At 72.5% G+C, this 13154-nt stretch carries 13 protein-coding genes; 7 read left to right on the top strand and 6 right to left on the bottom strand.

Translation table 11 applies throughout. The features are described 5' to 3' along the window. Positions 1-5: 5 nt before the first annotated feature. From ACH4ZX_RS19485 to ACH4ZX_RS19475, 3 genes are read left to right on the top strand one after another with little or no spacing between them, the layout of a single operon-like run. Positions 6-1436, top strand: coding sequence for an NtaA/DmoA family FMN-dependent monooxygenase (locus ACH4ZX_RS19485; protein WP_398273873.1), 1431 nt, complete (start codon positions 6-8; stop codon positions 1434-1436). A 22-nt stretch (positions 1437-1458) separates the two neighbouring features. Then, on the top strand, positions 1459-2760 hold the full coding sequence (locus tag ACH4ZX_RS19480; RefSeq protein ID WP_398273870.1) for an SfnB family sulfur acquisition oxidoreductase: 1302 nt from the start codon (positions 1459-1461) through the stop codon (positions 2758-2760). A gap of 52 nt (positions 2761-2812) precedes the next feature. Next, complete coding sequence (locus tag ACH4ZX_RS19475; RefSeq protein WP_398273867.1) at positions 2813-3970, top strand: LLM class flavin-dependent oxidoreductase; 1158 nt, start codon at positions 2813-2815, stop codon at positions 3968-3970. A gap of 47 nt (positions 3971-4017) precedes the next feature. On the opposite strand, the gene ACH4ZX_RS19470 is transcribed toward ACH4ZX_RS19475, so the two are convergent. From ACH4ZX_RS19470 to ACH4ZX_RS19445, 6 genes are all read right to left on the bottom strand, one after another. Then, on the bottom strand, positions 4018-4209 hold the full coding sequence (locus tag ACH4ZX_RS19470) for a DUF397 domain-containing protein (protein WP_398273864.1): 192 nt from the start codon (positions 4207-4209) through the stop codon (positions 4018-4020). Further along, positions 4206-5102, bottom strand: a complete 897-nt coding sequence (locus ACH4ZX_RS19465; protein WP_398273861.1) for a Scr1 family TA system antitoxin-like transcriptional regulator — start codon at positions 5100-5102, stop codon at positions 4206-4208. The genes ACH4ZX_RS19470 and ACH4ZX_RS19465 overlap by 4 nt, the downstream gene beginning before the upstream one ends. A gap of 322 nt (positions 5103-5424) precedes the next feature. Then, on the bottom strand, positions 5425-5832 hold the full coding sequence (gene msrB / locus ACH4ZX_RS19460) for a peptide-methionine (R)-S-oxide reductase MsrB (RefSeq protein ID WP_398273858.1): 408 nt from the start codon (positions 5830-5832) through the stop codon (positions 5425-5427). 13 nt (positions 5833-5845) lie between these two features. Next, positions 5846-7234 (bottom strand): UDP-N-acetylmuramate--L-alanine ligase, encoded by a 1389-nt coding sequence (gene murC, locus ACH4ZX_RS19455; protein WP_398273855.1) that lies wholly within the window; start codon positions 7232-7234, stop codon positions 5846-5848. A gap of 288 nt (positions 7235-7522) precedes the next feature. After that, positions 7523-7978: an indole-3-glycerol phosphate synthase gene (locus tag ACH4ZX_RS19450; RefSeq protein WP_398274020.1), complete on the bottom strand. Its 456-nt coding sequence runs from the start codon at positions 7976-7978 to the stop codon at positions 7523-7525. A gap of 151 nt (positions 7979-8129) precedes the next feature. Continuing rightward, positions 8130-8996 carry a pyrimidine reductase family protein gene (locus ACH4ZX_RS19445; RefSeq protein ID WP_398273852.1) on the bottom strand — a complete coding sequence of 289 codons (867 nt, stop codon included), beginning with the start codon at positions 8994-8996 and terminating at the stop codon, positions 8130-8132. 37 nt (positions 8997-9033) lie between these two features. Between ACH4ZX_RS19445 and zapE the strand changes: the two genes are divergently transcribed. From zapE to ACH4ZX_RS19425, 4 genes are all read left to right on the top strand, one after another. Beyond that, positions 9034-10140 (top strand): cell division protein ZapE, encoded by a 1107-nt coding sequence (zapE, locus tag ACH4ZX_RS19440; RefSeq protein ID WP_398273849.1) that lies wholly within the window; start codon positions 9034-9036, stop codon positions 10138-10140. 186 nt (positions 10141-10326) lie between these two features. Next, complete coding sequence (locus ACH4ZX_RS19435) at positions 10327-10731, top strand: hypothetical protein (RefSeq protein WP_398273846.1); 405 nt, start codon at positions 10327-10329, stop codon at positions 10729-10731. 75 nt (positions 10732-10806) lie between these two features. Next, complete coding sequence (locus tag ACH4ZX_RS19430) at positions 10807-11385, top strand: carbonic anhydrase (protein WP_398273843.1); 579 nt, start codon at positions 10807-10809, stop codon at positions 11383-11385. Positions 11386-11393: 8 nt separating this feature from the next. After that, entirely contained in the window at positions 11394-12866 is a 1473-nt protein-coding gene (locus ACH4ZX_RS19425) for a SulP family inorganic anion transporter (protein WP_398273840.1), read from the top strand. The last annotated feature ends 288 nt before the right edge of the window (positions 12867-13154 follow it).

The following is a 13154-nucleotide window of genomic DNA, read 5'->3' as shown; positions in this document are numbered from 1 at the left end:
GCCTCATGACCATCGACACCACCCCCGCCCAGCGCAAGCGCCTGTTCTTCAACGCCTTCGTGATGAACACGACGAGCCACATCCACCACGGCCAGTGGCGCCGGCCGGACGCCCAGCAGCACAACTTCAACGACGTCGAGACGTGGATCGACCTCGCCAGGATCCTCGAGGAAGCGAAGTTCGACTCGATGTTCTTCGCCGACGTCGTGGGCCTCTACGGCGACGCCGAGGCCGACTACTCGGTCTACGTCAACGAGGGCCTGCAGATCCCCAGCAACGACCCGGCCGTGCTCGTCGGGGCTCTGGCCGCGCACACCAAGCACATCGGCCTGGCCGTCACCAGCAACGTATTCCAGCAGCACCCGACCAACTTCGCCCGCCAGCTGACCACCCTGGACCACATCTCCAAGGGCCGCATCGCGTGGAACATCGTCACCGGCACCCAGGACAACGGCTACCGCAACTTCGGCTACGAGGCGCTGGAGGACCACTCCGAGCGCTACCGCTGGGCCGACGAGTTCGTCGACGTGACCTACAAGCTGTGGGAGGGCTCGTGGGACGACGGCGCACTGGTCCAGGACAAGGCCGGCAGCCGGCACGCCGACCCGAGCAAGATCCACAAGATCTTCCACTCCTCGCCGCGCTACCGCGTCGAGGGCCCGTTCCTCCCGGCCCCCTCGCCGCAGCGCACACCGCTGCTCTTCCAGGCCGGCTCGTCGGGCCCGGGCCGCGACTTCGCCGCCCGCAACGCCGAGGCCGTCTTCCTCATCGCCCCGACGCCGGAGATCGCCCGCCGGCAGATCGAGGAGACCCGCGCGCTCGCGGTGTCGTACGGCCGTGACCCGCACGACATCACCTTCCACCAGGGGCTCTCCTTCGTCATCGGCGACACCGAGGAGGAGGCCCGCGAGAAGTTCGCGTGGTACCAGCAGTACGTCAGCTCCGACGGCTACGCCGCGCACTCCGCGATCGTCGACAAGGCCGGCCGGGTCTACCCCGCCGACACCCCGCTGAGCCAGGTCGACACCAACACGGTCAAGGGCTTCCTGGAGCACCTGCGCAAGCACATCACCGACCGCGAGCCGACCGTCGGCGACCTGGCCATCCAGCGGCTCGAGGACACCGTGATCGTGGGCACGCCCGAGCAGATCGCCGACGCCGTCGAGCTGTGGCAGGCCGCCGGTGTCGACGGCATCAACGTCATCAACTGGGTGATCCCCGGGTCCTTCCAGGAGTTCGCCGACAAGGTCCTGCCGGTGCTGCGCGAGCGGGGCCTCGCCCAGAGCGAGTACGGCGAGGGCACGCTGCGCCGCAAGCTGTTCGGCCAGGACCGGCTCTCCGAGCGTCATCCGGCGGCCCGTTACCGCGGAGCCTTCACGGGCGGCCCGCGCAGCTGGGCCGAGGCGGAACAGACCGCGCTGACGTCCAGTCACTGATCCGGGAAAGGGTGCACATCTCATGACGTTGCAGGAAGACCGGCTTCCGGCGACCGCCGAGGGCGAGGCGCCGGGCGGGGCGCCGGGCGACCCGGCCGATTCGCGCGGGCTGAGCGGAGAGGCCGCCCGGGTGGAGGTGCTGGACGCCGCAGGCGCGCTCGCCACGGCCGCCCGGCTCGCCGAGGAGTTCGCCGCGGGGGCCGCGTCGCGCGACCGCGAGCGGGTCCTGCCGTTCGAAGAGCTCCGCCGGCTGGCGGGCAGCGGCCTGCTGGCCATCACCGTCCCGCGCGCGTTCGGCGGTCCCGGTCTTCCCGCGTCGGTCGTGGCGGAGGTGGTACGGCGGATCAGCCGGGCCGACCCGAACCTCGGCCAGATCCCGCTCAGCCACTTCATCTACGTCAACCAGCTGCGGCTCCAGGGCAGCCGGGCGCAGCAGGAGCGGCTCTTCGGCGAGGTCCTGGCGGGCCGGTGGTTCGGCAACGCCCAGTCCGAGCTGGGCACGAAGCACGTACGGGACTTCCGCACCACCCTGACCCGCGAACCGCACGGGGACGGGTGGCGGCTCAACGGCACGAAGTTCTACTGCACCGGCGCGCTGTTCGCCGACTGGATCCCCGTGCTGGCCCATCTCGGGCCGGACGGGCCGATGCACGTCGCATGGGTGCGCCGCGGTGCCGACGGGGTCTCGGTCGTCGACGACTGGGACGCCGTCGGCCAGCGCACCACCGCCTCGGGGACGGCCACCTTCACGGACGTCCTGGTGGGCGAGGAGTGGATCACCGACTACGCCGAGGTCTTCACCGGCCCCACGACGTACGGCTCCTTCGCCCAGTTGATCCACGCCGCCATCGACACCGGCATCGCGCGGGCGGCGCTCGACGACGCCGCCGTCTTCGTCACGACGAAGTCGCGTCCCTACCCCGACGCGGTGGCGATCCACGGCATCGAGCGCGCCGCGCAGGACCCGGTGGTCGTCCACGCCTTCGGCGAGATGGAGCTGGCGGTGCGCGGCACGGAGGCGCTCCTGGCCGAGGCGGGGCGTGCCGTCGACACGGCCGACGGCGACCTCTCGGCGGAGTCGGCCGCCGCGGCGAGCCTCGCCGTCGCCGCCGCGCGCGCCTCCTCGACGCGGGTGTCGGTCGAGGTGGGCTCACGGCTTCTCGAAGTCGCCGGAACCCGGGCGGCGCTGAGCGTCGAGGGGCTCGACCGGCACTGGCGCAACGCCCGCACCCACAGCCTGCACGACCCGGCGGCGTGGAAGCTGCAGCACCTGGGCCGCTGGGCGGTCGAGCGGCACCTGCCGCCCCGGCACGGCCAGCTCTGACGACGCGCCCGCCCCCGTACGTCGACCCGACCCGACAACGAAAGACGCACTCGTGAACGACCTGAAGTTCCACTGGTTCCTCCCCACCAACGGCGGCGACGGCCGCCACATCATCGGAGGGGGCCACGGACTCGCCGCGGAGACCGCCGGCCGGCCCGCGTCCGTGCCCTACCTGGGGCAGATCGCGCGATCGGCCGAGCAGCTCGGCTTTGAAGCCGCGCTGACGCCCACGGGCGCGTGGTGCCAGGACGCCTGGGTGACCACCGCGATGGTCAACTCCCTGTCGGAACGGCTGAAGTTCCTCGTCGCGCTGCGCCCCGACTCGGTCGGTCCCTACCTCGCGGCCCAGATGGCGAGCACCTTCGTCAACCTCTCGGGCGGCCGCCTGCTGCTCAACATCGTCACCGGCGGCGAGGACCACGAGCAGCGGATGTACGGCGACTTCCTCACCAAGGCCGAGCGCTACGCGCGCTGCGACGAGTTCCTGACCATCGCCAAGGCGCTGTGGGCGGGCGAGACGGTCGACTTCCGGGGCCGCTACCTGTCGGTGGAGAACTCGCGCCTCAACAACCTCCCCGACGCACAGCCCGAGATCTACTTCGGCGGCTCCTCGCCCGAGGGCATCGAGGTGGCCGCCAGGCACGCCGACGTCTACCTCACCTGGGGTGAGCCGCCGGCCGCCGTGGCCGAGAAGCTCAACCGGGTCCGCGCCGCGGCTGCGAAGCACGGCCGGACACTCCGGTACGGCATCCGGCTGCACACCATCGCCAGGGACACCTCCGGGGCCGCGTGGGCCGAGGCGGCCCGGCTGCTCGACCGGATCGACCAGGCCGACATCGACCGCATCCAGGCGGGACTGCGCCGCTCGGGCGGCGAGGGACAGCGCCGCATGCTCGAACTCAACGGCGGCTCGAAGGACGACCTGGAGATCTACCCCAACCTCTGGGCCGGCGTCGGGCTGGTGCGAGGCGGCGCCGGGACCGCTCTGGTGGGCTCGTTCACCGAGATCGCCGACCTGATCGAGGAGTACCGCTCGGCCGGGATCAGCGAGTTCGTGCTCTCGGGCTATCCCCACCTGGAGGAGGCCTACTGGTTCGGCGAGGGCGTGCTGCCCGAACTCACCCGCCGGGGCCTGTGGCGCCACCCGGCCCCGGTCACCTCACACGCGTCGGTACCGTTCGGCGCCGCCCCGGCGCCGGTCGTGAGCTGACCACCGCGGGCGACCGGCGGACTGCCCGCCGGTCGCCCCGGGGTGTCTCAGTACCCCGACGCGAACCGCACGAACTGCCCCCAGCGCTCCCGGCTCACCGCGAACGCCGGGCGGGTCACGTCCTTGGAGTCCCGTATGTGTACGGCCTGTTCGGCGATCGCGACCTCAACGCAACTGTCGCCCTGGGTGCCGCTGTAGCTGGACTTGAACCAGGCGAGTTCAGACGTACCGCTGCTCATAGCTCTCCTCGCAGTCGCTCCAGCAGGTCCCGGGATTCTCTCGGGTTGAGGGCCTGCGAGCGCAGTGTGTCATAGCGTCGGCAGAGCAGACTCACCTCTTTGGGGTCGGCGATCAGCCGACCGTTCTGCTGGCCCTCGGAGTACCCGAGTCGCCGCCCTTCCGAGGTCTCCACGAGTTGGACAGGCCCGTCCAGGCACCCGTGGAACTCAAGCTGCAATGGGACCACTTGGAGCGTCACGTTGCGCGGCGCGGTCAGCTCGAGCGCATGGTCCAGCATGCTCGCCTGCACCTGTGGCCCGCCCAGCCCGCGCCGGAAGACCGACTCCTCCACGATGAAGCTGAACGGCACGGTCGCCCGCTCCCGCAGCATCGTCTGCCGTTCCATTCGGGCAGTGAGCTGCGCCTCCGTCTGTTCATCGGTCAGCAGCGGAATGCTGTTGTCGAACACCGCCCGCGCGTACGCCTCCGACTGCAACAACCCTGGCAGCAACCGGCATTCATACGTGCACAGACTCACCGCCTCCCGCTCCAGCCGGGCCCACCGCCGGAACCACGCCGCGAGGCCCGCCTCGCCCCGCGTCAGATGGCGGGCGGCCTTGCGCAGCGCACCGGTGTTGCCGAGCACTTCCTCCGCGCGCTGAATGAACGCCTTGTCCGGCATCCGGCGACCCAACTCCATTGATTCCACTGTGTGTTTGGAGTACTGGACCAGCGCCGCGAGTTCGGCGCGGCTGAGTCCCGCGTGTTCGCGCAATGCCTGCACGACCGCGCCGAAGGTGCGCAGGCTGTCCGACGGATGGGGCTCCCGCTCCCACACCCCGGCCGGAACCGCTTCATCGTCCGCCTCTGCCGTCTGTCCGGTCCAGGCCTCGTCACCGTTGACGCTGTCCATCCACCGCCCCTCTCCAGGTACCGCACCGCGGCGGCCACCATGCGCCGCCCCGTGCTCAACACCCGACGTGAGGAATCGGTTTCGCGTACTGCCCACCCCACGCGCCCGTACGCTGCACCCGCGTACGTGGCCCCGGCTCACTCAACCTGCGCAAGCGCCGGGCGGTCCTACCGGATGCTCGGGGAAGACGTGCAGCCGGCGCTCCAGAACGCGTGGCGTGCCCGCCCTGGCACCTGACACATCCCGTACTGCCTGGAACTCGTAGGCGATCGCGTCGATCACCTGGCGGTGATCCCGCCAGGTGGCCGTCCCGCTTCGGTGGTCAGCCCTCGGCCGGCGTCAGGCGCAGCGAGATGCTGTTGATGCAGTAGCGCTGGTCCGTCGGGGTCGGGTACCCCTCGCCCTCGAAGACGTGCCCGAGGTGGGAGCCGCACCGGGCGCACCGCACCTCGGTGCGCACCATCCCGTGCGAGCGGTCCTCGAGGAGCTCGACCGCGTCGCTGTCCTTCGGGTCGTAGAAGGACGGCCAGCCGCAGTGGGACTCGAACTTGGTGTCCGAGGTGAAGAGTTCGGCCCCGCAGGCGCGGCAGGAGTAGACGCCCTTCACCTTGGTGTCGGTGTACTCCCCGACGAAGGCGGGCTCGGTGCCGGCCTGGCGCAGCACCGCGTACTCGGCCGGCGTCAGCTCCGCTCGCCACTGCTCGTCCGGCTTCTCGACGTCGTACGACATGAGCCTCAGCCCCTCACTGTGAAAGTCGGTCCAGGATGCGCGGGCCGAGGTCGGTGACGTCGCCCGCGCCCATGGTCAGAACGAGATCGCCGGGCTTGACCATTCCCGCGATCACCGACGGCACCTCGTCCTTGTCGTGGACCGCGGTCACGTCCGCGCCCGCGGCCCGCGCCGCCTCGATGATCAGGTCGCTGGTCACCCCGGGCAGCGGGTCCTCGCGGGCGGGGTAGATGTCGAGGACGACGGAGGCGTCGGCGAGGGTCAGGGCGCGGCCCATCTCGGTGCCGAGCTCCTGCGTCCGGGAGAACAGGTGCGGCTGGAAGACCACGAGGATGCGGGCGCCGTCGGCGGCGGCGCGCATGGCCTCCAGGTCGGCCGTCATCTCCGTCGGGTGATGGGCGTAGGAGTCGACGACCTGCACGCCGGCCGCCTCGCCCTTGAGCTGCAGGCGGCGCTTGACGCCGGTGTAGGCGGCCAGGGCGGGGGCCAGCCCGTCGTCCGGGACGCCGAGCGCGGCGCCCGCGGCGAGCGCGGCGACGGCGTTGTGGGCGTAGTGGCGGCCGGGGACGGAGACGGTGAAGGTGAGCTCCCGGCCGTCCAGCAGGACGGTGACCTCGCTCTTGAGACCCTGGGCGACGACGGACAGCACGCGCACGTCGGCGTCCTCCGCCTCCCCGTACGTCACCGTCCGCACCGAGCCGGCCAGCCGCCGCGTCAGTTCCCGCGCGCCCTCGTGGTCGGCGGAGATCACCAGCGTGCCGCCGGGGACGATACGGTCGGCGAACGTCTCGAAGGACTCGTAGATCTCGTCCATGGAGGCGTAGTTGGCGTGGTGGTCGAGCTCCACGTTGAGGATGATCGCGACCTCGGGGGCGTACTTGTGGAAGCTGCGGTCCGATTCGTCCGCCTCGGCGACGAAGATGTCGCCGTCGCCGTGCAGGGCGTTGGAGCCGGGCGCGTCCAGGTCGCCGCCGATGGCGTACGACGGGTTCAGGCCCAGCTCGGTCAGGGACACCGCCAGCATCGACGTGGTGGTGGTCTTGCCGTGGGTGCCGGCGACGGCGATCGCGCGCCGGTCCTCCATCAGGGCGGCCAGCGCGTCGGAGCGGTGCACCACCGGGATGCCGAGTTCGGCGGCGCGGACCAGCTCGGGGTTGTCCTCGCGGATCGCCGAGGACACCACGACGCAGCTCGCGTCGTCGGCGAGGTGCTCGGCGGCGTGCCCGATGTGCACGGTCGCGCCCAGCGCGCGCAGCGCCTCGGCGGTCGCGGACTCCTTCGCGTCGCTGCCCGCGACCTTCGCCCCGCGCTGCGCGAGGATCTTGGCGATGCCCGACATCCCGGCGCCGCCGATGCCGATGAAGTGCGGTCGGTCCATGGCGGTAGGAAGGCCGGGTGCCATGCGTTGTCTCCCCAAGATCCGGATGCGAGGCGTGAACGGCCCCAGCCTATGCGCTGCCGCCGCCGACCCCGGACGTGCCCGCCCACTCCCGCGCCGCCCACGCCGGTACGGGCGCGTCCAGCGGACCGTTCACGCCCAGGCCGGGCGGCCGCGCCACGCCTGCGCAGGCACGCGCGCGCCCGCACAGGCGGCGCTCCGTGGCACGCGCGCGCCCGGTCAGCCCGGTGCAACCGATGGCCCGGCCCTACCGATCAGCCCGGCCCCACCGAGCCGCCGGCCAGGCGCTAGCTAGGCCTTGCTGTGCGAGAAGAGCTTCAGCACCGGCACCCCCACCTTGTGGCGGGCCCGCGACGCCCAGTCGCGGTGGAAGAACTCCTCCACGTAGTGGGGGTCGGTCAGGACGATCACCTCGTCGGCGTCGATCTCCTCGACCAGGGACTTCAGCGCGTCCAGCGGGTGGTCCTCGACGAGTCTGCCCTCCGCCTCGCACCCGGCCGCGTGCAGCGCCTGCAGCGACACCTCCAGCGCGCGCTCGCCGAACCCCTTCGCCTCCTCGCCCTCGGGGGTCTCGCCCTCCCGGGCTGCCTCGTCGAGCTCGCCGAGGGCGACGTCGTCGATGGCCCGCAGCAGGCGGTCCGCCTGGTCGCCTCGGGGCTGGAGCAGCACGTGGAAGGAGACGGGCTCGTCCCCGTGCAGCGAGGTCACGAACTCCACGTCCGCGGACGTCAGTGCTTTCTCGATCATCAGTACGCTTGTGAACACCGGGCGCCCCTTCTGCGGAAACCATCCTGCCCCGCGAATCCGACGGGGCTGCGATCTTCAGTGTGCCCGCCCGGAGCCGGCCGGAACGGCAGCCCCCCGTCCGTCGCGGCCCGTGGGCGGCACGCGACGATTGTCACGTCCGCGCGTATCGGCTGAAGAGGAACCCCTCCTCCTCCAGCAGGGACACCAGCGAGAACCGTCGCGGCACCGCGACCGACGGCCCGCCCGCGATGCGCTGCGCGTCGCCGGCGGTGAGCATCGGGGACACCGTCAGGCACAGCTCGTCGAGCACGCCGGAAGCCACCATCTGGCCCAGCAGCCGCGGCCCGCCCTCGGTCAGCAGCCGGGTGTGGCCGAGTTCGCCGAGGGCGGCGACGGCCCGTACGGGGTCCACGCCGACGCCGTCGCCGGCGATCACCACCTGGGCGCCCGCCCGCTCGGCGGCGGTCCGGCGGCCGGGGTCGGCCGCGGCGCCGGTGAGGATCAGGGTGGGCACCAGGGGCGAGGTGAACAGCGGGAGCGAGAAGTCGAGGTCCAGGCTCGCGCTGACCACCGCGATGGCCGGCACCGGCCGCTGCCCGGCCGCCTCGCGCCGCCGGGCGAACTCCGCACGCGCGCGGGCCGGGCGGTAGCCCTCCTGGCGTACCGTTTCCGCGCCGACCACCACCACGTCCGCCAGTGCCCGCAGCGTGCCGAAGATCCGCATGTCGGCCGCGCAGGAGATGGGCTGCGAGCGCCCCTCGTGCTGGGCGGCCCCGTCGAGCGTGGACACCATGTTCGCGCGCAGCCAGGGCACCCGCCGTCCGCCGGCCGTCGGCTCGGGATGGGCGTAGGCGTCGGCGAGTTCGTCAAGGCTCCACTCGCGGTCGAGGGTCCCCTCGCGGTCGAGGCTCCACTCGCGCTCGCCCGGGTCGCCCGGGACACCGGCGCCGTCGGCCGCGCCCTTCTCACCGGGGGCTCGCGCCACTGTCTGGTCGGTCACAGGGAACAGGCGTCGCATGCCGTGCAGTGTGGCACGGCCCTTAGCATGGGTAACCGTGTCCTCCTTCCCCGCCGCCCCTGGTCTGAGCCCCATGGCCGAAACGGCTCCGCTGTCCCTGTGCGCCCGCGAGCCGCACGTCCCCGCCGACCGGCTGGTCGCCGAGATGGTGCCGCCGCCGCGTTTCGACGGGGTCCGCTTCGGCACCTATCTCCCGGACCCGGACCAGCCCAGCCAGACCGAGGCCGTCCGCGTCCTCGACGGCTTCGCGGGCGGGCTCGGCGGGGCGCACGCGCTCGGCGGCGGCAGGCGCGGGTTCTTCGGCCTCGGCCGGGCCAGGGCCCCCAAGGCGCCGGCCGGCCCCCGGGGCGTCTACCTCGACGGCGGCTACGGCGTGGGCAAGACCCACCTGCTCGCCTCCCTCTGGCACGCCACCCCGGCCGAGCCCGCCCTGAAGGCGTTCGGCACGTTCGTGGAGCTGACGAACCTGGTCGGGGCGCTGGGCTTCCAGCAGACGGTGCGGACGCTGTCCGGTCACCGCCTGCTGTGCATCGACGAGTTCGAGCTGGACGACCCGGGCGACACCGTGCTGGTCTCGACGCTGCTCGGCAAGCTCGTCGACGCGGGCGTCGCCCTCGCCGCCACCTCCAACACCCTGCCGGGCAAGCTCGGCGAGGGCCGGTTCGCGGCGGCCGACTTCCTGCGCGAGATCCAGGGCCTGTCCGCCCACTTCCGCACCCTGCGCATCGACGGCGAGGACTACCGCCACCGCGGTCTGCCCGAGGCGCCGGAGCCGTACTCCGAGGAGCAGGTGACGAAGACGGCGTACGCCACCGAGGGCGCCTCGCTGGACGACTTCCCGCACCTGCTGGACCACCTCGCCAAGGTCCACCCCAGCCGGTACGGCGCCCTGACCGACGGCCTGAAGGCGGTCTGCCTCACCGACGTGCGGCCCGTGCCCGACCAGTCGACGGCGCTGCGGCTCGTGGTGCTGGCCGACCGGCTCTACGACCGCGAGGTCCCCGTCGTGGCCTCGGGGCTGCCCTTCGACCGGCTGTTCAGCGAGGAGATGCTGAACGGCGGCTACCGCAAGAAGTACTTCCGGGCGATCTCCCGGCTCACCGCGCTGGCCCGGGACGGCAAGTCCCTGGTGAAGGCCGACTAGTTTCAGCCGGTCCACCCGCGCAATTCAGGCTCTCTTCCGTTCGCAACATGGAGTTAACCCTGCAAACAACTTCGCCGGGTTAACCTGCTCCTTGACCAGTCTTTGACCTTTCGCCGACCGTCCCTTGATCTTTCCCTGATCATCGACGGTCGGCGCGTGAGGTGTGAACTGCCGGGAAGGGGGCGCATGTTACGAGGTACGACGGCACGGGCCGCCCGGGCCGCGATCGCGCTCCTCGCCGCCGTCCTGCTGGCGCTCCCCTTCTCCTTCACTCCCGCCTCCCCCTTCGCATCCGCGCACACAGGCCGTCAAGCCGAGGTCAAGGCCCGGCCCGGAAAGGAACCGTCCGGCAAGTCGCTGCGCGACGAGGACGTCACCTTCCGTCACTGCGCCCGGCACGACGGCCCGGGCGTCCCCCTGCGCACCCGCGACCGGCACCGCGCGGCCGCCGCGGCCCCCGAGTGCCCCGAGCGCCCGCTGCCGGTCCAGGACCCGGCCGGCCCGGCCGAGCCGGCGGCGCCCCGGGCCCCGCTCACGTCGAGACCCACGACGGCCCATTCCTCCGCGACGCTCCAGGTCTTCCGCTGCTGACCGTCAGGCGGTCCCCCACACCCGTCCTGTCCGTCCGACGCGCCATCACGGCGCGCCAGGAGGAGTCACCACACCATGCAGCCCCTCATCGACAACGCCCGTGCCTTCGGACAGCGCCCTGAGGAGTTCGCCGGGCTCGCCGAAGGCCAGTCCCCCCAAGTGCTGTTCATCACCTGTTCGGACTCCCGGGTCGTCCCGGCGCTGATCACGGGCGCCCGTCCCGGCGAGCTGTTCGAACTGCGCACCGCGGGCAACATCGTCCCGCCCCACGACCCCGCGCACCCCACCGCCGAGGCGGCCACCGTCGAGTACGCCGTGGAGGTGCTCGGAGTCCGCGACATCGTCGTCTGCGGGCACTCGCACTGCGGCGCCGTCGGCGCGCTGGTGCGCGGCGACGACCTGACCGCCGTCCCTGCCGTGCGGGACTGGCTCGCGCGCGCCACCCCGCGCCCGGCCGGAGCGGCCGCGGACCCGGCCGTCGCCGAGGGCGTGCAGAGCCACGTCCTGACCCAGTTGCTGCGACTGCGCTCCTACTCCTGCGTCGAGAAGAGCCTGCTGGACCGCCGACTGGGTCTGCACGCCTGGTACTACGAGGTCCACACGGGCGCCGTCCTGGCGCACGACCCGCGCACCGACGCCTTCACGGCCCTGTGAGCGCGGCGATGACCGTCAGGTTCCGCTACCTGCGGCAGGACTTCGCCGCGTCCCTGGTCGTCTTCCTGGTCGCCCTCCCGCTGTGCGTGGGCGTGGCCGTCGCCTCCGGCGTCCCGGCCGAACTCGGCCTGATCACCGGCATCGTCGGCGGCATCGTCACCGGAGTGATGCGCGGCAGCAGCCTGCAGGTCTCCGGGCCGGCGGCCGGTCTGACCGTGCTGGTCCTGGAGGCGGTGACCGAGTTCGGGCTGCCCGCGCTCGGCGTGATCGTGCTCGCCGCCGGACTGCTCCAGCTCCTCATGGGCGCGCTGCGGCTGGGGCGCTGGTTCCGGGCGATATCCGTCTCGGTCGTCGAGGGCATGCTGGCCGGCATCGGGCTCGTGATCATCGCGGGCCAGCTGTACGCGGCGGCCGGCCTGAAGGCCCCGGCGTCCGGCGCCGAGAAGATCCTGGGCCTGCCCGGGGCCGTGATCGGCGCGCTGGACAGCACGGCCGCGCTCGCCTCACTCGCGGTCGGCGCGGGCACCGTCGCGGTGACGGTGCTGTGGCGGCGGCTGCCGAAGCGGGTGCGGACGGTGCCGGGTGCGCTCGCCGCGGTGGTGTCGGCGACGCTCGTGACCCTGGTGTGCGGCCTGCCGGTCGCCACCGTCGAGGTGCGGGGCCTGCTGGGCGCGGTGCAGCCGCCCGGCGCCGCCGCCTTCGGTGAGCTGGCGGACCCGGCGCTCGTCGGCACGGTCCTCGCCTTCACCCTGATCGCCTCCGCCGAGAGCCTGTTCAGCGCCGCCGCGGTGGACCGGCTGCACGACGGCCCGCGCACCGAGTACGACAGGGAGCTGATGGCGCAGGGCGTGGGCAACGCCGTCTGCGGCGCGCTCGGCGCGCTGCCGATGACCGCGGTGATCGTGCGCAGCTCCGCCAACGTCCAGGCCGGCGCGCGGACCAAGGCGGCCCGGGTGCTGCACGGCGTGTGGCTGCTGCTGTTCGCCGCGCTGCTGCCGTCCGCGCTGGCGCTGATCCCGCTGCCCGCGCTCGCGGGCGTGCTGGTCCACGCGGGCTGGAAGCTGATCCCGTTTAGGGGGATCGTCTCGCTGTGGCGCGGGCACCGGGGCGAGGCGCTGATCCTCGTGGTCACGGCGGTGGCGATCGTGACGGTCAACATGTTCGAGGGCGTGCTGATCGGTCTGGCCCTGTCGGTGGTGAAGACGGCCTGGGAGGCGTCGCACGTGAAGCTGAACGTCGTCGACAAGGGAGCCGGCCCGGTCCAGGCGTACCTGTCGGGCAACGCGACCTTCCTCCGGCTGCCGAAGATCCTCGACAGCCTGGAGGCGCTGCCCCAGGACCGGCCGGTCGAACTGGACCTGTCCGGGCTGCACCACCTCGACCACGCCTGCCGTACGGCGCTCGAGAGCTGGGCCGAACGGCACAGCTCGGCCGACACCGAACCGGTGCGGATGACCGCGCGGCCGGTCCGCGCGTCCTGACCGGCACCGACCCCGGTCCGGGGCTGTTCGCGGTCCCGGTCCGGGGTTGTCCGCGGTCCCGGTCCGGGGTTGTCCGCAGTCCCGGTCCGGGGCTGTTCGCGGTCCCGGTCCGGGGCTGTTCGCGGTCCCGGTCCGAGGCCGTCCGCGGCCCAGGTCCGAGGCCGTCCGCGGCCCAGGACCGAGGCCGTCCGCGGCCCAGGACCGAGGCCGTCCGCGGCCCAGGACCGGGGCCGTCCGTGGCCCCGGCGCGGACACGGGCCTATGGTGGCAGGAGCAGACGTACGAGAC

It is taken from the genome of Streptomyces sp. NPDC020490, from assembly GCF_044335305.1.
Taxonomy (GTDB): Bacteria; Actinomycetota; Actinomycetes; order Streptomycetales; family Streptomycetaceae; genus Streptomyces.
Note: the sequence above shows the minus strand (reverse complement) of the source record. Positions and strands in the feature narration are given on the sequence as shown.